Here is a 17,426-nt window from a genome sequence, read left to right on the forward strand (position 1 = left end):
CATCCGATGGCGGATCAGGCCATCGCGGCAGCGCAGCGGCACCAGACCGCGGTGGTGGCGTCCAACCACGATTTCGAGGGCACCCCGGCCACCGAGGAGATCGTGACGCGGCTTCAGGCCATGGAGGAGGCGGGAGCCGACGTGGCCAAGATCGCGGTGATGCCGCGCTCGGCCGGGGATGTGGTGCGGCTGCTCGAGGCCACCGAACGCCGATACCGCGACGCGCAGATCCCGCTCATCACCATGTCGATGGGCGGGCTCGGCGCGGTCACCCGCATCGGCGGCGGCGTGTTCGGGTCGGCGGCGACGTTCGCGACCGTCGGCGCGGCCTCCGCCCCGGGGCAGTTGCCCGCCGCCGGGGTCCGGGCCGCACTGGAACTATTGCACGGTTAACTTCCGCCCGGCGTTAGCCGTAGCGGCGCAGCACCTCGTCGCGTAGTCCCTTGGTGGCGGTGTCGGCGATGGACTTCTGCGCCTTCTTCATCACCATGCCGGGGAGCTTGATCTTCAGGCCCACCTCGAGGTCGAAGGTCACCTCGGTGGTGCCGTCCCCCTTGTCGACCAGCTGATAGCGCGCGTTCTGCACATCCTGCGTGCCGCTCTCGACGAGCGACCAGCTGACCTCGCCGTCGTACCACTCGTACTTGACCACCATCTCGTCCGAGACGCCGAACTGCGAGATCTTTTCCCACACGACGATCGGCCACCCGTCCGCGTCGGCCTCACGAATCTCCACCGCACGGTGGGCGCTGGACCAGTCCACGAGGGACTTGACGTCAGCCATGACCTCCATGATCTCGGGGATGCCGGCCTCGATGGTGATAACTGATTGCACTGAGACTGTCATGCTCAGTGAAACTACCCTCACGGCCCGGTTACGGTGCGAGGATCGACAGATGAACTCGAGCTCCAACCGGGTAGTGGCGTTGCTTCGCGGGATCAACGTCGGCAAGGGCAACCGGATCGCGATGGCCGACCTGCGTGCCGTCACCACATCTGCCGGGTCCAGCGAGGTCGCGACCATCCTGGCCAGCGGAAACGTCGTGGCCACAGACCGGCGTCCGGTGGCCGAGGTGCGGACCGCACTCGAGACGGCCTACGCCGAGGCCTTCCGGTACGACGCGGTGGTTCAGGTCCTCACCAGGGAGGCGATCGTGACGGCGGTAGCGGACTATCCGTTCGACACTCTCGACGAGCATCACGACTATCTGGTGTTCTCCGATTCCGCCGAGGTCACTGCGCGGGTCCTGCACGACATGACAAATGAACTCCGGCCCGGCTCCACGGAAACCGTGGCAGCCGGACCGGACTGTATCTACTGGCGGGTACCCCGCGGCGCGACACTGGCGTCAGACGCAGCGAAAGTGCTGCAGACGCGCGCCAACGCGCGTCATCTCACCACGAGGAATCTCAAGACATTGCGCAAGATTCTCGCGGTGGGCTGAGGCTGGATCAGGGCGCCTGGACGGATGCGCCGAGCGTGTCGACCAGCGCAGCGAGGGGCCCGAAGATGGCCGGGAAGATTCCGTCCCACATGGCCTGGAACTGAGTGGGGTCGAACGGGGGCATCGGTCACTCTCCTTCTATCGGGGCGACGCGCGGGCTCTCCGCAGGTGCCGCATCCCTATGGTCACAGGATCCAGCCAGGCGTGCGACTTTGCAACCCGACGACCGTGGCACACTGCTTTTGATGCTCACTCTTCGCGGTCGTCGCACATTGTTCTCAGCATTGCTGCTGGTCACCGTTACCGCAGCCGCGTGCTCAGACGGCGGTACCGAGACCGCGGAATCGACTGTGGGATCGGACACGGTGCCGACGGTGTCGTCGTCGTCATCGTCCATCCCTTCTCCCACCGCACCGTCACCGACCACACCGCCACCCACCGCGCTGTCTCCCGTACCGACCCGCGCGCCCGCGCCCCCGCGAGCGGTCCCACCGTTCGTCGCCTCGGCGACGTGGGGCGGTTCCGACTACGGCGTGACCCTCCGCGTGGCCCCGACCCCCTCGGCGCTGCGTGCGGGTGGATTCGACGACGCCGATCTGGCCTGGGCCGAGGTCCTTCGCCTGGCCCCGGACGCGGACACCCCCGGCATGCGGGAGCAGTTCGACTGCCACTGGACGTGGGCGCGACTGCTCGAGCCGGACAAACCGACGTGGAACCTCGAACCATGGCGGCCCGTCGTGGAGGCCGACCGGATGCTACTGGAGGGCTGCAACCCGGGCGGGCCGGAAGTGTGACGACGGCATCGACCGCACACGCACGCCCAGTTACCTACTCGAATCGAACGCCACGTGGCACTGTCAGTCGCGGTCGAATCAGCGATGTCGGAACGTCCCTGCGAACGAGTCACATAGCGCCGATTCCTCCGCCCGATCGCCTCCGAACCAGAATGAGCCCTGAAACGGGGCCCGGAGAGACCGGAACGTATCCGCGGAATGAGGGGACCTCGTCGTCGTCGACACCCCTGCCAGCTCACCCGGCGACCGCGCCCCTTCCCGCCACCGACGCACCCCGCCCCACCAACGACCACACCCCGACCGCAGGTGGGCCCGGGGTGCGGGATCAACTCAGTGCAGACCGCGCAGGAGCCCCGCCTCCGCCGCCCGGGACGCCACCGCCGCACGACTGCGCGCCCCCAACCTGGCGATGATGCGACTCACCCGGTCCTTGACCGTGTGCACGCTCAGATGAACCCGATCAGAGATCTCCTGATTGGAGTAGCCGTCGGCGATGAGCGCGATGATCTCCAGATCATCCTGCAAACCCATCGCGCGAGCCGTCTCGAGGCGCAGCGACAACTCGACGGCGTCGAGAGCCTCCTCCGTACGCCGGCGATCGCCACCGGCCCGGCCCAACATCAGATTGAGCCGGCGATAAACATCCAGAGCCGTACGCTGCTGCTCCTCCAGCAGCTCCAACCGACTGGTCTTGGCCGCCAAACTCTCCTGAAGGTCACGCAACTCCGTCATGTCGCGCCCGACCCCCTGCCGGCCGACCAACCGCCCGTCGCGGTAGATGTTCCCCGCGTGGATCTCCAGGTCCCGGACCTGCCCGTCCGGCTGCAGAATCCGGGTCTCGAAGAAGCGGCCCGGATCAGCGCTGGCCAGGCCCACCCGGAAATGCTCGACCGTCTCCGCGAGCGCGTCCGGGGCGATGACCTTGGCGAAATGCTGCCCGATCAGCTCCTCCACGGCCCAGCCGAAGATGCGCTCACCGGCCGGGTTGATGTAGGTGAAGCGGCCCTCCGTGTCGACCACGTAGACCACGTCGGCCAGGCGCGCCAGGAGATCCTGGTAGTCGAGAAACGGGTAGGTGGGCACCCGCTCAGGGTACGTCAGCAGACGGGGCGGGCCGGGCTGCGCTGCGGGGATGCCGGGCGGGGCAGCGCCCGGAGGGCGGCCACCCGTTCGGGTGCCGACTCACGACTTTCGGGGGTGTCCACAACCCTGGTGACCGGCGGACGATGTGAGCTGACCGACACCGACCCCCTCCACACCCCGAACCCGCCCGCCCCCGGGCCGGCCCGACACCCGCAGGAACACTCATGACCACACCCGCCTCTGCCGCCACGATCGCCGACCGCCTCGACGGCGCCGATACCCTCGCCGGACTGTTCCTGGCGACCGCCGACGCACACCCCGACGCGGTTGCCCTGCGCTCCCACGAGACGGGTGCGGAGATCACCTACGCCGAGGCACGGACGCGAGTCGGCGCGATCGCCTCCGCGCTCCGCGGTCTCGGAGTGGCACCCGGCGACACCGTCGCGTTGATGTGTAAGAACCGTCCGGAGTTCCACCTCGTGGACACCGCCGTGATGATGCTCGGCGCCGTACCGTTCAGCCTCTACAACACCTCGGCCCCGGAGCAGCTCGCGTACGTCCTCGCGGACGCGGGGGTGAAAACCATCGTCGCCGAGGCGGAGTTCCAGGCAGTGCTCGAAACGGCGCGCGAGACCGCCACGGGAATCGGCCAGGTCATCCTGGTGGACGCGCACTCCGAGGGCACCCCGGATCTGGTGGACGAGGTGGTCGCCGCGGAGACGGACTTCGACTTCTCCGCGGCCGACTCGATCCGCCCTGACGACCTGCTGACGCTCATCTACACCTCCGGCACCACCGGTCCGCAGAAGGGTGTGGAGCTCACGCACCGCGGCATGCTCACCCAGCTGCGCGGGGTCCATGCGGCGGTGCCGCTGGCCGGTCTGGGACGCCAGATCTCGTTCCTGCCGGCAGCGCACGTCGCCGATCGCTGGACCTCCCATTACTCGGGTTTCATGACCTACGCCAACGTCGTGACCTGCGTCGCCGACATGGCGGCACTTCCCGCCGCGCTCGTGGCGACCCGCCCCACCCTCTTCGGCGCGGTGCCACGCGTCTGGGAGAAGCTCAAGGCCGCGCTCGAGGCGGCGTACCCCGGGGATGCGATGGCCGACGCCGTCGCCAATCCCCAGGTCGCGGAGACCCTACGGGCAAAAATTGGGCTCAACGAGGCGCAGTGGGTGGTGACCGGTGCGGCCCCGACCCCGCGTGGCGTGCTCGAGTTCTTCACCGCCCTCGGCCTTCCGCTGTGCGAGATGCTGGGAATGTCCGAGGTGTCGTGCTGCGTGGCCACCAACACCCCGGACGCCATCCGGCTGGGTAGCGTCGGCCGCCCCCTGGACACGGTCGAGGTCCGCATCGCTGACGACGGTGAGGTCCTCATCCGCGGCCCACAGGTGATGAACGGCTACCGCGGTGCCCCCGGGAAGACGGCCGAAGCGATCGACGCTGACGGATGGTTCCAGACGGGCGATATCGGCCGCCTCGATGAGGACGGCTTCCTGTGGATCGTGGACCGTAAGAAGGAACTGATCATCAACGCGGCCGGCAAGAACATGTCCCCGGCCACCATCGAGATGGCCATCCTGTCTGCCGGGAGCGCGATCGCCCACGTGGCCGTGATCGGCGACCGGCGCCCCTACAACGTCGCGCTGGTCGTCGCGGATCCGGAGCGCGCGGACGACCCGGGGATCGAGCAGGCGGTGCAGGAGCAGGTGGACCGCGCCAACGCCACGCTGGCGAGGGTCGAGCAGATCAAGAAGTTCACCGTGCTGCGACAGGATTGGCGGCCCGGCCACGAGCTGACACCCACCATGAAGCTGCGGCGCAAGGTCGTGGACGAGCTCTACGCGGAGCAGATCGAGCAGCTCTTCGGCTGACGGGCTGCGCCGGCCGCTCCGGGCGCTCCGCGCGCTCCGGTGGCGCATGTCTCCGGCCGCTCCGGTGGCGCATGCCCACGCCGTACCCACAATGGGGGCATGCGTCAGACACAACGGATGATCATCGAGCAGTTGGGGGTCCGGCCGGACCTTGACCCGGTCGTCGAGGTCGAGCGGCGGGTGCGCTTCCTGATCGACTATCTGCGCACGTCCGGCGCGGCCGGATACGTCCTCGGCCTGTCCGGTGGGGTGGACTCCACGCTGGCCGGCCGCCTGGCGCAATTGGCGGTGGAGCAGATCCGCGCCGGAGGCGGCGAGGCGACGTTCGTGGGGATGCGGCTGCCCTACCGGGTTCAGCACGACGAGGCGGACGCCGTGGCCGCCGTCCGGTTCGTGGACGCGGACGAGACACTGACGGTTGACATCGCGCCGGGCGTGGACGGGCTGAACGAGCAGATCCGGCAGGCCACCGGCGCCGCCCTGGGCGATTTCACCAAGGGCAACACCAAGGCGCGACACCGGATGGTCGCCCAGTACGCGCTCGCCGGTGAACGGAGTCTGCTGGTGGTCGGCGCGGACCATGCCGCGGAGAACGTCACGGGGTTCTTCACCAAGTTCGGCGACGGCGCCGCGGATGTCCTGCCGCTCTCGGGGCTGGACAAGCGCCAGGCCCGCGCCGTGCTGCGGCATCTGGGGGCGCCCCGCCAGCTGTGGGAGAAGGTGCCGACGGCCGACCTGCTCGACGAGGACGTGGGCCGGACCGATGAGGACGAACTCGGTCTGAGCTACGAGCACATCGACGACTACCTCGAGGGTCGCGAGGTCCCAGGTGAGGTGGCCGAACGGATCGAGGAGGCCTGGCACCGCGGCCGGCACAAGCGCACCACGCCGGTCGAGGTGTCGGACACGTGGTGGCGGCCGCCGGGCACGGCCCCGGGTGCGGGCCGGACGGCCCTGGTCGTGGTGGACATGCAGATTTCGTATTTCGAGTTCCCGGAGCTCGCCGCGGTACGGGACGAGCTGGTCTCACGGGTCAATGAGCTGATCGACGCGGCGCACGGCGCCGGCCGGCCCGTGGTGTTGGTGCGGACCGAGCACGCCCGTGACCGTTCGACGTGGACTCTGAATATGGACGACGACGACGAGGGCTTCGCCTTCCCGGGCTCGGAGCAGTCCCGCTTCCTCGACGGACTCCACACCGGCGGTCACGTGGAGGTGGTCAAGACCCGGGACAACGCCTTTCACGGCACCTCGCTCCGGGAGGATCTCGACCGTCTCGGTGTCGACAGGATGCTTCTCTGCGGGGTGTCGACGCACAGTTGCGTGGCGCAGACGGCGATCGTCGCGTTTGATCTGGGCCTGCGTGTTGCCGTGGCGCGCGGGGCGATCTCGTCCGACAACGAGGAGTTGTCGGAGGCGATGCTCCGGTATCTGTCCGACCAGAAGCGCCAGCCCGTGCTGGATCAGCCCGCGAGCATCGACCTGCTCGCCTCGGACTGGCCCGGCGAGAACTCGTCGACCTCCTCGCGGTGAACTGACTCGCGCAGCCGCCCTGCCGCTGTGATCCGCGCTCAGTCGACGGTGGCCGGCTGCTTCTCCGTCCCGTCGGGGTAGCGCGCGAACCGGGTCTGGCCGTGCTCGTGGACGGGCCCGTTGTTCGGTAGGTCCCACTGGCCGAACTTTCCGGCGCGGTACTCCTCGATCGCGGCGACGATGTCCTCGCGGGTGTTGCCGACGAACGGCCCCTGCTGGACGACCGGCGCTCCGATGGGACGCGCTTGGAGGATAAGGAACGAGGCGCCCTCCGCGCCGGCGGTCACAGTGACGGCCTTCGGCGCCAGGACTGCGGCGTCGTAGCCGAGTTCCTGACCGTCGACGGTGACGCCGCCTCCGTAGTTGTAGAGGACTCGTCCGGCCGCGGGGTCGAAGGCGGGCAGTTCGGTGCTCACGCCCGGGTCGAGGGAGACGATCCAGATCGCCAGGTGGTTCTCGGGCCGGGCGGCCCACGAGTTGGGCGGCGGATCGAGCGCGCGGACACCGTCGATCTCTCCGGCGATCACACGGAAGCGGGCGGCGGAGCCCTCCGCCCCGCGCACGACGATCGGGGTGTCCTCGGCCCAGAACATGTCGAAGTGCGGCTCGGCCGACTTGTCCTCGGGCGCGAGGTTGAGCCAGATCTGGAAGAGCTCGAGCGGGTTGGGCGCATCGTCCTTGAGTAGCGGCATCATCTCGGAGTGCGAGATGCCCGCGCCGGCGGTGAGCCACTGGGTGTCACCGTGGCCGAAGCGGGCGGCGGCGCCGAGGGAGTCGGTGTGGTCCACGATCCCGTCGAGTACCACGGTGACGGTCTCGAATCCGCGGTGCGGGTGCTGGGGAAAGCCCGGGACGGAATGCCCGTGGTACATGGACCAGCCATCCTTGCCGGAGAAGTCCTGCCCGAGCGAGCGTCCCTCGAGCGAGGCGGCCGGGCGCATGGTCTGGCCGTCGGCCGCGGGGAACTCGTCCCGGTGGTGTGCGGTGAACAGGAACGGATCGATTCCCGGCCACTGGGCACCGAGTGGGACGACCTGGCGAACTGCGGACACGGGGACCTCCTGGTAACGCACGGCGCAAATTGCTGTCACATCATCCAACCAGACGTGTGGCGCCGCTATTCCTCTGTATCCACCCTGCGCTGCGCGCGCTCCTGCCGCCACCTGAATCCGAGGAATCCCACCACCACGACGATGATGGCCACCACCACCGCGTTGGAGAACCAGCCGGCCACCGCTTCGATCCGTTGCCACTGACCGCCGAGAAGATAGCCGCCCACGACGAAGATCGAGTTCCAGATCCCACTGCCGACCGTGGTCAGCGCGAGAAACAGCAGGAAGTTCATGCGTGCCACGCCGGCGGGGATGGAAATGAGGCTCCGCACGACCGGAACCATGCGTCCGAAGAACACCGACGCCGGGCCGTGGCGCCCGAACCACCCCTCGGCCTTGTCGAAGTCCTCGACCTTCATCAGCGGCACGCGATCAAAGAGCGCGCGCACCCGGTCAGCGCCCAGCCAGAATCCGAGCCCGTAGGCGAGGATCGCGCCGAGCACCGACCCCAGAGTCGTTCAGAAGATCGCCCCGGCGAGGGTGAACGTGCCCTGCGCGGCCGAGAACCCGGCCAGCGGCAGGATCACCTCACTGGGGATGGGCGGGAAGACGTTCTCCAGCCCCACGATGGTGGCCGCGCCCGGTCCGCCGAGCGTGTCCATCAGGCTGACTGCCCAGCCGGCGATTCCCCCGAGCTCGCCTTCGGCGGCCAGGATCTCGACAGCCGGGAGCCCGGCGGCCTGGAAATCAGCTGCCGACACCTCGGCAGCAGGAATTACGCGTGTGGTCTCCGGGACGGGTATCAGCCCCGCGCGATCACACCGGTGACCGGGATGCGACCGTCGACGGCCTGGCGGAAGTTGAGGACCGCACGGTTGAGGTGGAAGTCGTTGGTCACCACCACGGCACCGGTCGTGCCGCGGTCGCGGAAGATCTGGTCGGTGAACCGGGCGTTCTGGACAGTCGAGTTGGAGTTGCCCTCCTCGGTGATCCGGTGGGGCGCGATGCCGGCGCCGCGCAGCCAGTCACCCATGGCACGAGCCTCGGTGCGACCGTTCTTGGGCACGCCACCGGTGACGATGATGCGCGCGGTCGGGTAGGTCGTGGCGAGTCGGTAGCCGGTACGCAGCCGCTCTTCGAGGACCGGCGGGATGTTGCCCTCGGGGGACAGGCCCGCGCCCAGGATGACGATGTCGGTGGTGAAGGGGTTGAGGTTGAGGATCGCGGGATCGTCGGTGTTGAAGGCGTCAAACTCACCGCACGAGGGCAGTTGTCCCTGGTCAACCGTCTGGCAGCCCAGCATGATCGCCCCGTTGTACAGCGACGGAACCGTCGGCACCTCAAAGGGTCCGGCCGATGCGGTTCCTGCCCCCAGGCTCATCGCCATTGCCGCCGTTGCGGCGACCGCGGCGAGACGCCTCTGTGTCTTTCCCACGAATCCGGTCCTCTCCCAAGCAAAGTCGTGACCCAATGGTTATCGGCGGTATCGACCGCGGCGTTACTGATGACTCGATCTGATCACGAATGGCCGCGCGTAACCTGCACGGCATGACCGAAGGATACGACAAAGTCACGGCTGTGGAACACCTCCGCAGGGTGGATTCTTTCCTACGAACACATATCGACGCGGTCGGCCCCTGCACTCTGACGCCCGCCCCCGACGCCGGCCCGCACACCCTGTTCGACCGCCTGGCCTCGTCGATCCTGTCCCAGCAGTTGTCGGTCAAAGCCGCCGCGACGATCGCCGGACGGCTCCGCGACCGCGCCGGAGACCGTTCCGGAATTCGCGCCGAAATACGCGCCGACGACGACCCCTCGCCCACCGCGCCACGCCTCCCCCTCGCCCCGCACCGGGTCGCCGCCCTGTCAGACGAGGAACTACGAGCCTGCGGCATCTCCCGGCCGAAGGTGGCCGCCCTTCGAGACCTCGCCGACGCGGTGCACTCCGGGCGGCTCCCCGCCCTTGAGGCGCTTCGCGGATATGACGACGACGACGTCGTGGACGCCCTCACCGCCGTGCGTGGCATCGGCCGATGGACCGCCGAAATGCAGCTGATCTTCCTGTTGGATAGGCCCGATGTGTTTCCCCTGGCCGACGTCGGCGTCCGCCGTGGCTTCGAACGGGTGATGGGCCTCACCGAGAAGGCGACTCCGGCGCAGATGGCCGAGCATGCGCAGGCTTGGTCCCCGTACCGGTCGGTCGCGTCGTGGTACCTGTGGCGGGCCGTCGACCAGACCGGTGAGTCCGTCCCGCCCGCCTGACCTACGCCCGGCCCGCCACTTCGCCCCACACCACTGACCCACGCCAGTTGCACGACATCGCTCCGCGGTCGCAAGACATATTGTTTGCTTTCTGATCGTTTTTTCGCACCACATGTCTTGCGGCTGGCCAGGCCTGTCTTGCAACCTGCACATAGGCACCTGGGCGCTCGGCCGCCGCTGGCGTTGTCCCGCGGTCCCGCAGCCGAGCACTGGCCGCCCCAGGCGCATCCGCCGGGATCTAGGCTGATCACATGGCCGCGTCCACCCCCGACTCCGCCCCGGAGCCTGCCCCCGATCACGTCACCGAGCCCGTCCCGGAGTCTGCGCCCGAACAGACCTCGGAGCAGCGGTGGGCCCGGGTGCGAGCGATGGCATCGAGAGTGGCCAGCGGCGCGAGGGACACCAACCGCCACCCCACCTCCGTCGAATTGGCGCGGAAAGTGCGGCGCACCCTGCCCGGTGACGCGGGTTTCGGGGACCCGCTCTCGGCGGCGGGTCGCGACGGTGCGGGCACGATCGCGCGGATCGCCGGCCGACTGTTCGACGAGACTCCCACCGCGACCCGCGAGGTCACACTCGGCAGCCTGCAGGTGTGGCATGCGCTGCGAGAACGCGCGGGCCGCGGCTCCGGCACGCAGGAGGTGACGATCGTGTTCACCGACCTGGTGGGATTCTCGACCTGGGCGATGCGCGCCGGCGACGAGGACGCACTGTGGCTGCTGCGTCGGGTCGCCGCCGCCACCGAGCCCGAGGTGCAGGCCCATCGCGGCACGGTGGTCAAGCGGCTGGGCGACGGGATGATGGCGGTGTTCCCGTCCCCGCAGTTGGCCCTCGACGCCGTCGCCGCCTGCCTTCGGGGTGTGTCTGACATCGAGATCGACGGGTGGCGGCCCCGCCTTCGCGTGGGCGTCCATACCGGTCACCCGCGGCGGATCGGGGACGACTTCCTGGGCATGGACGTCAACATCGCGGCACGGCTCTGCGAGAAGGCCGGGACCAGCGAGATCCTCGTCAGCGAGGCCACCCGCGCGGGACTGGATCCTGCGCGCGTGTCCACGCGGCACAAGCGTACGTTCCGGCTCGGCGGGGTCAAGGGAGTGCCCGACGACGTCGTGGTCCACGTCGCCACACCCCGCTGAATCCCAGGCCGGATAACTGCTCGGGCCCGCTGGGACGCCTCCACTCCCCCGCTGCGGCCTGTGGTCCGGTAGAACGGACTCATGGCAACCACCGCATTCAAGGGTAACCCCGTCACCACGTCCGGCGAGCTCCCCGCCGTCGGCTCGACCGCTCCGGCCTTCGACCTGGTCGGCTCCGACCTGTCGGCAGTCACCTCCGAGTCGCTGGTCGGCAAGAAGGTCGTGCTCAACATCTTCCCGAGCGTCGACACCGGCGTCTGCGCCACCTCGGTCCGCACCTTCAACGAGAAGGCCGCCGGCCTCGAGGGCACCGCTGTCGTCAACGTCTCCGCCGACCTGCCGTTCGCGGCCGGCCGCTTCTGCGCCGCCGAGGGCATCGAGAACGTCTCCACCGGCTCGACCTTCCGCAGCACGTTCTCCGAGGACTACGGCGTCAAGATGACCGACGGCCCGCTGGCCGGCCTCAACGCCCGCTCGGTCGTCGTGCTCGACGCCGAGGGCAAGGTCGTCTACACCCAGCTCGTCGACGAGATCACCACCGAGCCGGACTACGACGCCGCGCTCGCCGCTCTCAGCTGACATTCCAGTTCACAGCACTGTGGCCCGCTCCCAAAAAAGGGAAGCGGGCCACAGTCGTGTCGGGGCCTGGTCAGGGTCCGGCGCCGACGCGGCGCGGGGCGGCGCGGGGCGCCCCGGTCAATTCTGGCGGCGGCGCGTGGCGGCCTCGAGCTGGTCGAACAGGGTCGCGATCTCGTCGGCGCGGCGCTCGGCCGGCTGCACGCCCTCGGGGCCGAACTCGGAGAACAGGCTCATCGAGATCTGCTGACGCACGCCGTACATGTGGAAGTTGGCGACGATCTGACGCCAGTGCTCAACCGCACGAACGCCGCCCTCGGCGCCGTAGGAGACAAACGCCACGGCCTTGTCGGCCCACTCGTTGCCGAGCGAGTCGAAGGCGTTCTTCAGGGCCCCCGGGACGCCATGGTTGTACTCGGGGGTGACAAATACGAAGCCGTCGCAGTCGTCGATGGCGGTGCTCCAGTTGCGGACCCGCTCGTCGTCGTACTGCTTGTTCGCCGCACCCGGCACGGTGGCCGAGGTGAGCAGCGGCACGTCGAACGCCTTGAGGTCGATCAGCTCGTAGTCGACGCCCTCGCGCGAGACGGCCTGGTCGGCCACCCATCGCGCCACGGACGCTCCCAATCGCTCCTCACGGATGCTTCCCAGGATGATGCCGATCTTCACGTGGTGTCCTCTCTGGTCGACTGCGCCCGCCTTTTGCGGATACGACAGCCAACCCTACGAGGCGGGCCCCACCAGTTACTACCGCTGGCCGTAAACCGTGACGGATGCCACCGCGCACACCCGGCCACGCTCATCCAGCGTGGTGGACTGCGCGATTCCCCAGTTCCGGCCGTCGTGGATGACCTCGGCGCGGACCGTGACCGGCTCGGCCAGGGGGACCTGACGGATGTAGCGAACCTCGAGTGACGACGAACTGACCTGGCGCTCATGGGGGAACACGGCCGCGCCCGCGAGCTCCGCGACCGCCGCGAACACCCCGCCGTGCAGGTTGCCCAGAGGATTGGTCAGGGCGGGTTCCGGCGCGATCACGGCCTCGACAGCGCGGGTTCCGCCCGGGCCGTCCGACTTCTCGTTCAGCGTCACGCACAGCAACTCGGCGAGGGTGCCCTGCTCGAGTTTCGACGGCCACGGCGGTTCATCGTCCATCTCGCCCGCGTCCCCGCCGACCGCGAATTCCATCGACTTCACCGTGGCGGCGGCGACCAGCGTGTCGTCGTCGTCGATCACGTCGCCGCGCGTGGTGAGGACGCGCTCGTCACCACCCAGGTGGTCCGTGCGGATACCCAGGCCCGAGGAGCCGGCGCGCGGCGGTGCGACGAGGTCGATGCGCAGTTCGGTGGTGACCGTCCACATCCCACTCGGCCGTCGGCGGTGGTTCTGGGAGCCGAGCCCGGAATCCACCAGCACGGCGAGCCCGCCGGTGGCGAAGCGGCCGCTGGGGTCGACGAACTGGCCCTCGACCGGCTGGTGCCAGGTGATGTCACCGTCGCTGGTCTCGGCGAAGGTGACGCCCAGGCGGGGCTCGGGGCCGTTGTACTGCGGTTCACTCACCCGCCAAAACTAGCACGCGTTCTAGTTTTTACGGGCTCGTCGCCACTACGCGCAGCCGCACCCCACTCCCCGTCCGCACTGCCCGCACAATGGAGACGTGCCTCCTAGCCACGACGTCCTGACCACGCCGCGCCGCTGGCCGATCCGCGTGGCGACAACGGTGGTCGCCACCGCGATCGTCATGCTGGTGCTCGCGTGCGCGGCGGGCGGGGCGTGGTTGATGCTGCGCTCTGCGGTCCACGACGCGATCGACTCCGTGAACCGGAACCGCACCGTCGACGTGGCCGGGCAGCTCGCGGCGAAGGGCCCGCAGGCCTCGCTCGAGATCGTCGCCGAACCACTCTCGGGCGTGGACATGGTGCGCATCATCACCCCGGACGACCAGGTCCTCGCAGGTCAGGTCATGCGCGGCCTGGAGGAGCTCCCCACGCTGACCACGCCGGCCGCGGGCGAGGTGGTCCGTCACCAGGTCCGGGCCCCGGACGGCGATTCGGTGCGCATCTCCTCCGCCGGCGTGGACGTGCAGGGGGCGACGTTCGTGGTGCAGGTCGGCACCGACACCGGGCGCTACGATTCCCTGCTCGACACCGGCGCCGTCCTGTTCCTGTCGTTCGTGCCGGTCGCGGGCCTGGCCACAGCGGTGTTCGTCTACATCGCGATTGGCCGCGTGTTGCGCCCGGTCGAGTCGATCCGATCGCGCGTCGCCGAGATCTCCGCGTCCGGGCACGGCGAGCGGGTGCCTGTGCCGGAGGCCGAGGACGAGATCGCTCGCCTGGCCGAGACGATGAACGGCATGCTCGCCCGCCTCGACGCCACTCGCACGGCGCAGGTGGCGTTCGTCGGCGACGCCTCGCACGAACTGCGCAGTCCCCTGTCCACCCTGTCCACGCTGTTGGAGTTGTCCTCCACCTCGGGCACCCCGGTGGATGTGGAGACCGTCGACGAACTGCTGCTGCCGGAGGTCGCGCGGATGCGCCTGATGGTCGAGGACCTCCTGTTGCTGGCCAAGAACGACGAACACGGACTTCCGCTGCGCCGCGAGGACGTGGATCTCGACGACATCGTGTTGTCCGAGGGCGCGCGGGCCCGGGGCCTCGGCGCCTCCGGCACGACCGGCGCCGCGGGCCGGGAGCTGCGGGTGTCGGTGTCGGTGGAGCCGGCGCGCCTGGTCGGTGACCCGGACGCCCTCCAGCGCGTCGTGCGGAACCTGGTGGACAACGCGCGCCGGCACGCGCGGGAGGAGATGTCGCTGGGACTCACCGTCGACCGGTCCGGTGCGGGAGCACCACGGGCGATCTTGAGGGTCGACGACGACGGCGACGGCGTCCCGGTCGAGCAGCGGCAGACGGTGTTCGATCGCTTCGCCCGCCTTGATGCCGATCGGGCCCGCGGCAAAGGTGGATCGGGGCTGGGTCTGGCGATCGTCGCGGAGATCACTCGTTCACACGGCGGCGATGTGCGGGTCGAGGATGCGCCCGGCGGAGGCGCGCGATTCGTGGTGGAGTTGCCGGTCGAGGCGCTGGACGCGGACTTCGACGACGCGGACCTCGACCGCGCGCACGACGCCTGACCGCACAGGCCCGACGACTGCAGCTCGACGGCTGAAGCCCAGCGACTGCAGGTCTAGCTGTCGACGAGTCGGTATCCCTGACCGCGGACGGTCTCGATGGACTTGGCGCCGAACGGGGTGTCGATCTTGCGACGCAGGTAGCCGATGTACACCTCGACGATGTTGTCGTCGCCGTCGTAGGCCGAGTCCCACACCGACCGCATGATCTGCGCCTTGGACACCACCTGGTTGCGGTTGCGGATCAGGTACTCCAGGACCGCGTACTCCCGCGCGGTGAGGGTGAGCCTCTCGTCGCCGCGACGGACCTCGCGCGCGGCCGGGTCCACCACCAGGGAGCCCGCCTCGAAAATGGCCGGGCGCTCGGGGGCGCCGCGGCGCACCAGGGCGCGCAGGCGGGCTTCGAGCACCACGAATGAGAACGGCTTGACCAGGTAGTCGTCGGCACCCAGGTCGAACGCGTCGGCCTCGTCGTATTCCCCGTCTTTGGCGGTGAGCACCAGCACGGGGGTCCAGATCTCGCGGCGGCGCATCTCGCGCACCACCTCGTAGCCGTTGCGGCGCGGCATCATGATGTCCAGCACCACCACGTCGTATTCCTCGTCGGCGGCCATGGCCAGGCCGGCCTCACCGTCGGCGGCCGTGTCCACCGCCCAGCCGCCCGCGACGAGTCCCCGGCGCAGGCTCTCCAGCAGCGCCGGTTCGTCGTCGACGACGAGGACCCGCACGAGCGTCAGCCCTCGCCGGTGATGGTGTGGTCCATCTGTTCTGCCGGGACCACTGAATCGGCGTGCCGGCGCACCACCTTGGCGGGCACCCCGGCGACCGTGGTGTGCGCGGGCACCTCGTGCAGGACGACCGAGCCGGCAGCCACCCGGGCGCAGTCGCCCACCCGGACGTTGCCGAGGACGATCGAGCCGGCGGACAGCAGCACGCCGGAGCCGATCTTGGGGTGGCGGTCACCGTCCTCGTTGCCGGTGCCGCCGAGCGTGACGCCCTGCAGGATCGAGACGCCGTCGCCGATGACGCAGGTCTCGCCCACGACGATGCCGGTGGCGTGGTCCACGAGGATCCCCGACCCCACGCGAGCGGCGGGGTGGATGTCCATCGCGAACACCTCGGAGATGCGGCTCTGCAGGAACGAGGCCGCCATGACGCGCCCGGAGTGCCACATCTCGTGGGCGACCCGGTGCACCTGCAGGCCGAGGAACCCCTTGGCGAATAGGTACGGCACCAGGTAATTGGGGTACGCCGGGTTGCGCTCGTAGCTCACCACGAGGTCCGCCGCGACCGCCTCCAGGACGTGCGGGTTCTCCGCCAGGACGGCGCGGATCTCCTTCTCCAGCACGTGCCGGCCGATCTCCGGCGTCGCGATGCGGGAGGCCGCCAGCCGGGCCAGGGATTCACCCAGGTCATCGCACCCGTCGATGAGGTCCAGGACGAGCCCGGCGATCAGCGGCTCGGTCCTGCTGGAGGCCGCGTCGAGCGACAACTGGTTCCAGACCGCACGCACGGAGGAGTCGGCCTCCGCCTGCGGCACGCACGGGTTCTCGATGCTCAGCTCGATGGTCACCCCACCCAGGGTAGGCCTGCGCCGTCGCGGGGGTCGAGTCGCACCGGTCGGAAAACACGGCATGATGGGAGCATGATGCTCATCAACGTCCGTTTCGACGTCAAGCCCGAACACGCCGACTCCTGGCTCGAGATCACCCGCCAGTTCACCGAGGCCACCCGCGCCGAGCCGGGCAACCTGTGGTTCGACTGGTACCGCTCCACCGAGACGCCCACCGAGTTCCTGCTGTGCGAGGCGTTCCGCGACGGCGACGCCCCCGCCGAGCACGTGGGCTCCGCCCACTTCAAGGAGTTCACCGGCTCCGCGGCCCAGTACCTGCAGCGCACCCCGCGGATCATCAACACCACGCTCGAGGGCGAAGCGTGGGGGACGATGGGCGAGATCACCGTCGAGTGAGCTGCCGGGCCGGGCGGCCCGCTCCAGCCTCCGCCTGAAAATAGGCTCTGACCTGGGGTGCCCTGCACGCTGCGCGCAGGGCACCCCAGGTCAGCGGCGTTCGTGGGTCGGTGCCGGGGCGCGGGTCAGCTCTGGCTGCCGAGCGCCGACTGCGCGAGGGCGGCCGGGTCGATCGGCCACCACTGGCCGTAGTCCAGCGCGTAGACACGGTTGAGGTCGGACACGACGCCGCCGACCCTCACCTGCTGCTTGATGGGGAGCTGGTGGATCGTGGCGTTGGGGGTCAGTCGACCGTTCGAGCCCCAGTCGTGCTGCCAGAAGTACTCGCCGAGGCCGCGGCCCTTGAGCCAGTCGATGGTCGGGGCGTTGGCGTACACGCCGAGCTTCATCCCGGCGCCGTGCAGGTGGGCGCGCCACCGCTCGAGGTAGGGCCTGATCTGATTGTCGATCTGCCAGGGCGACGGGTTGTCGTCGATGGCCACGTACATGGGCACGCCCGAGGGGCCGCCGGCCCTGCGGTGGATCGCGATGCCGATGGGCGCGTGGTGGTCGCCACCGCCGGCGCCGGC

The 17,426-nt window shown here is 69.3% G+C and carries 21 protein-coding genes and 1 pseudogene; 11 read left to right on the forward strand and 11 right to left on the reverse strand.

What is annotated here, in order from left to right; genetic code table 11:
- Positions 1–393: type I 3-dehydroquinate dehydratase (locus G6016_RS17425; protein ID WP_241730397.1), on the forward strand; the 393-nt coding region annotated here is incomplete at its 5' end.
- A 13-nt stretch (positions 394–406) separates the two neighbouring features.
- Here G6016_RS17425 and G6016_RS16330 read toward each other — a convergent pair.
- Positions 407–847, reverse strand: coding sequence for an SRPBCC family protein (locus tag G6016_RS16330; RefSeq protein ID WP_182633650.1), 441 nt, complete (start codon positions 845–847; stop codon positions 407–409).
- Positions 848–896: 49 nt separating this feature from the next.
- Between G6016_RS16330 and G6016_RS16335 the strand changes: the two genes are divergently transcribed.
- On the forward strand, positions 897–1,445 hold the full coding sequence (locus G6016_RS16335) for a DUF1697 domain-containing protein (RefSeq protein ID WP_182633651.1): 549 nt from the start codon (positions 897–899) through the stop codon (positions 1,443–1,445).
- A 245-nt stretch (positions 1,446–1,690) separates the two neighbouring features.
- Complete coding sequence (locus G6016_RS16340; RefSeq protein WP_182633652.1) at positions 1,691–2,239, forward strand: DUF2599 domain-containing protein; 549 nt, start codon at positions 1,691–1,693, stop codon at positions 2,237–2,239.
- Between the two features lie 330 nt (positions 2,240–2,569).
- Here G6016_RS16340 and G6016_RS16345 read toward each other — a convergent pair whose 3' ends face one another.
- A complete protein-coding gene (locus G6016_RS16345; protein ID WP_182633653.1) occupies positions 2,570–3,322 on the reverse strand; it encodes a PAS domain S-box protein in 753 nt (250 codons plus the stop codon).
- 224 nt (positions 3,323–3,546) lie between these two features.
- Between G6016_RS16345 and G6016_RS16350 the strand changes: the two genes are divergently transcribed.
- The 3 genes and pseudogenes from G6016_RS16350 (at position 3,547) to G6016_RS17770 (ending at position 6,732) form a co-directional block, all read left to right on the forward strand.
- Entirely contained in the window at positions 3,547–5,199 is a 1,653-nt protein-coding gene (locus G6016_RS16350; protein ID WP_182633654.1) for an AMP-dependent synthetase/ligase, read from the forward strand.
- A 99-nt stretch (positions 5,200–5,298) separates the two neighbouring features.
- Positions 5,299–6,117: pseudogene (gene nadE / locus G6016_RS17765) on the forward strand (NAD(+) synthase); the annotation flags it as partial.
- Between the two features lie 42 nt (positions 6,118–6,159).
- Positions 6,160–6,732 (forward strand): cysteine hydrolase family protein, encoded by a 573-nt coding sequence (locus tag G6016_RS17770; RefSeq protein WP_338403655.1) that lies wholly within the window; start codon positions 6,160–6,162, stop codon positions 6,730–6,732.
- Between the two features lie 38 nt (positions 6,733–6,770).
- On the opposite strand, the gene G6016_RS16360 is transcribed toward G6016_RS17770, so the two are convergent.
- The 4 genes from G6016_RS16360 to G6016_RS16370 all read right to left on the reverse strand — a co-directional run bounded on the left by G6016_RS16360 (position 6,771) and on the right by G6016_RS16370 (position 9,219).
- Entirely contained in the window at positions 6,771–7,784 is a 1,014-nt protein-coding gene (locus tag G6016_RS16360) for a pirin family protein (protein ID WP_182633656.1), read from the reverse strand.
- A gap of 65 nt (positions 7,785–7,849) precedes the next feature.
- On the reverse strand, positions 7,850–8,287 hold the full coding sequence (locus tag G6016_RS16365) for a DedA family protein (RefSeq protein WP_380023655.1): 438 nt from the start codon (positions 8,285–8,287) through the stop codon (positions 7,850–7,852).
- Positions 8,288–8,302: 15 nt separating this feature from the next.
- Positions 8,303–8,545, reverse strand: a complete 243-nt coding sequence (locus G6016_RS17775; RefSeq protein WP_338403653.1) for a DedA family protein — start codon at positions 8,543–8,545, stop codon at positions 8,303–8,305.
- A 41-nt stretch (positions 8,546–8,586) separates the two neighbouring features.
- Positions 8,587–9,219, reverse strand: a complete 633-nt coding sequence (locus tag G6016_RS16370; RefSeq protein WP_182633657.1) for an ElyC/SanA/YdcF family protein — start codon at positions 9,217–9,219, stop codon at positions 8,587–8,589.
- Positions 9,220–9,332: 113 nt separating this feature from the next.
- Here G6016_RS16370 and G6016_RS16375 point away from each other — a divergent pair, with 113 nt between their 5' ends.
- The 3 genes from G6016_RS16375 to tpx all read left to right on the forward strand — a co-directional run bounded on the left by G6016_RS16375 (position 9,333) and on the right by tpx (position 11,764).
- Positions 9,333–10,046 (forward strand): DNA-3-methyladenine glycosylase family protein, encoded by a 714-nt coding sequence (locus tag G6016_RS16375; protein WP_182633658.1) that lies wholly within the window; start codon positions 9,333–9,335, stop codon positions 10,044–10,046.
- Positions 10,047–10,297: 251 nt separating this feature from the next.
- Entirely contained in the window at positions 10,298–11,185 is an 888-nt protein-coding gene (locus G6016_RS16380; RefSeq protein ID WP_241730398.1) for an adenylate/guanylate cyclase domain-containing protein, read from the forward strand.
- A gap of 81 nt (positions 11,186–11,266) precedes the next feature.
- The gene (tpx, locus tag G6016_RS16385; protein WP_182633659.1) at positions 11,267–11,764 is read left to right on the forward strand and encodes a thiol peroxidase; all 498 of its coding nucleotides are present in this window, start codon (positions 11,267–11,269) and stop codon (positions 11,762–11,764) included.
- 117 nt (positions 11,765–11,881) lie between these two features.
- Here tpx and G6016_RS16390 read toward each other — a convergent pair whose 3' ends face one another.
- Complete coding sequence (locus tag G6016_RS16390; protein WP_182633660.1) at positions 11,882–12,430, reverse strand: NAD(P)H-dependent oxidoreductase; 549 nt, start codon at positions 12,428–12,430, stop codon at positions 11,882–11,884.
- 78 nt (positions 12,431–12,508) lie between these two features.
- The gene (locus G6016_RS16395; RefSeq protein WP_182633661.1) at positions 12,509–13,321 is read right to left on the reverse strand and encodes a hotdog fold thioesterase; all 813 of its coding nucleotides are present in this window, start codon (positions 13,319–13,321) and stop codon (positions 12,509–12,511) included.
- A 97-nt stretch (positions 13,322–13,418) separates the two neighbouring features.
- Here G6016_RS16395 and G6016_RS16400 point away from each other — a divergent pair, with 97 nt between their 5' ends.
- A complete protein-coding gene (locus G6016_RS16400; RefSeq protein ID WP_338403654.1) occupies positions 13,419–14,891 on the forward strand; it encodes a sensor histidine kinase in 1,473 nt (490 codons plus the stop codon).
- Positions 14,892–14,944: 53 nt separating this feature from the next.
- On the opposite strand, the gene G6016_RS16405 is transcribed toward G6016_RS16400, so the two are convergent.
- Complete coding sequence (locus G6016_RS16405; RefSeq protein WP_182633662.1) at positions 14,945–15,616, reverse strand: response regulator; 672 nt, start codon at positions 15,614–15,616, stop codon at positions 14,945–14,947.
- A gap of 5 nt (positions 15,617–15,621) precedes the next feature.
- Complete coding sequence (locus G6016_RS16410) at positions 15,622–16,461, reverse strand: serine acetyltransferase domain-containing protein (protein WP_182633663.1); 840 nt, start codon at positions 16,459–16,461, stop codon at positions 15,622–15,624.
- 72 nt (positions 16,462–16,533) lie between these two features.
- Here G6016_RS16410 and G6016_RS16415 point away from each other — a divergent pair, with 72 nt between their 5' ends.
- Positions 16,534–16,857: a putative quinol monooxygenase gene (locus G6016_RS16415; RefSeq protein ID WP_182633664.1), complete on the forward strand. Its 324-nt coding sequence runs from the start codon at positions 16,534–16,536 to the stop codon at positions 16,855–16,857.
- A 125-nt stretch (positions 16,858–16,982) separates the two neighbouring features.
- On the opposite strand, the gene G6016_RS16420 is transcribed toward G6016_RS16415, so the two are convergent.
- The coding region (locus G6016_RS16420; RefSeq protein ID WP_182633665.1) for a DUF1906 domain-containing protein at positions 16,983–17,426 on the reverse strand (444 nt) is incomplete at its 5' end.

Source organism: Dietzia aerolata (genome assembly GCF_014144865.1).
Classification (GTDB): Bacteria; Actinomycetota; Actinomycetes; order Mycobacteriales; family Mycobacteriaceae; genus Dietzia; species Dietzia aerolata.

Excerpts from the sequence above, each read along its gene's own strand:
- G6016_RS16350 (WP_182633654.1), top strand. The coding sequence starts at position 3,547 with ATGACCACACCCGCCTCTGCCGCCACGATCGCCGACCGCCTCGACGGC.
- G6016_RS16380 (WP_241730398.1), top strand. The coding sequence starts at position 10,298 with ATGGCCGCGTCCACCCCCGACTCCGCCCCGGAGCCTGCCCCCGATCAC.
- G6016_RS16415 (WP_182633664.1), top strand. The coding sequence starts at position 16,534 with ATGATGCTCATCAACGTCCGTTTCGACGTCAAGCCCGAACACGCCGAC.
- tpx (WP_182633659.1), top strand. The coding sequence starts at position 11,267 with ATGGCAACCACCGCATTCAAGGGTAACCCCGTCACCACGTCCGGCGAG.
- G6016_RS16375 (WP_182633658.1), top strand. The coding sequence starts at position 9,333 with ATGACCGAAGGATACGACAAAGTCACGGCTGTGGAACACCTCCGCAGG.
- G6016_RS16340 (WP_182633652.1), top strand. The coding sequence starts at position 1,691 with ATGCTCACTCTTCGCGGTCGTCGCACATTGTTCTCAGCATTGCTGCTG.
- G6016_RS16335 (WP_182633651.1), top strand. The coding sequence starts at position 897 with ATGAACTCGAGCTCCAACCGGGTAGTGGCGTTGCTTCGCGGGATCAAC.
- G6016_RS16330 (WP_182633650.1), bottom strand. The coding sequence starts at position 847 with ATGACAGTCTCAGTGCAATCAGTTATCACCATCGAGGCCGGCATCCCC.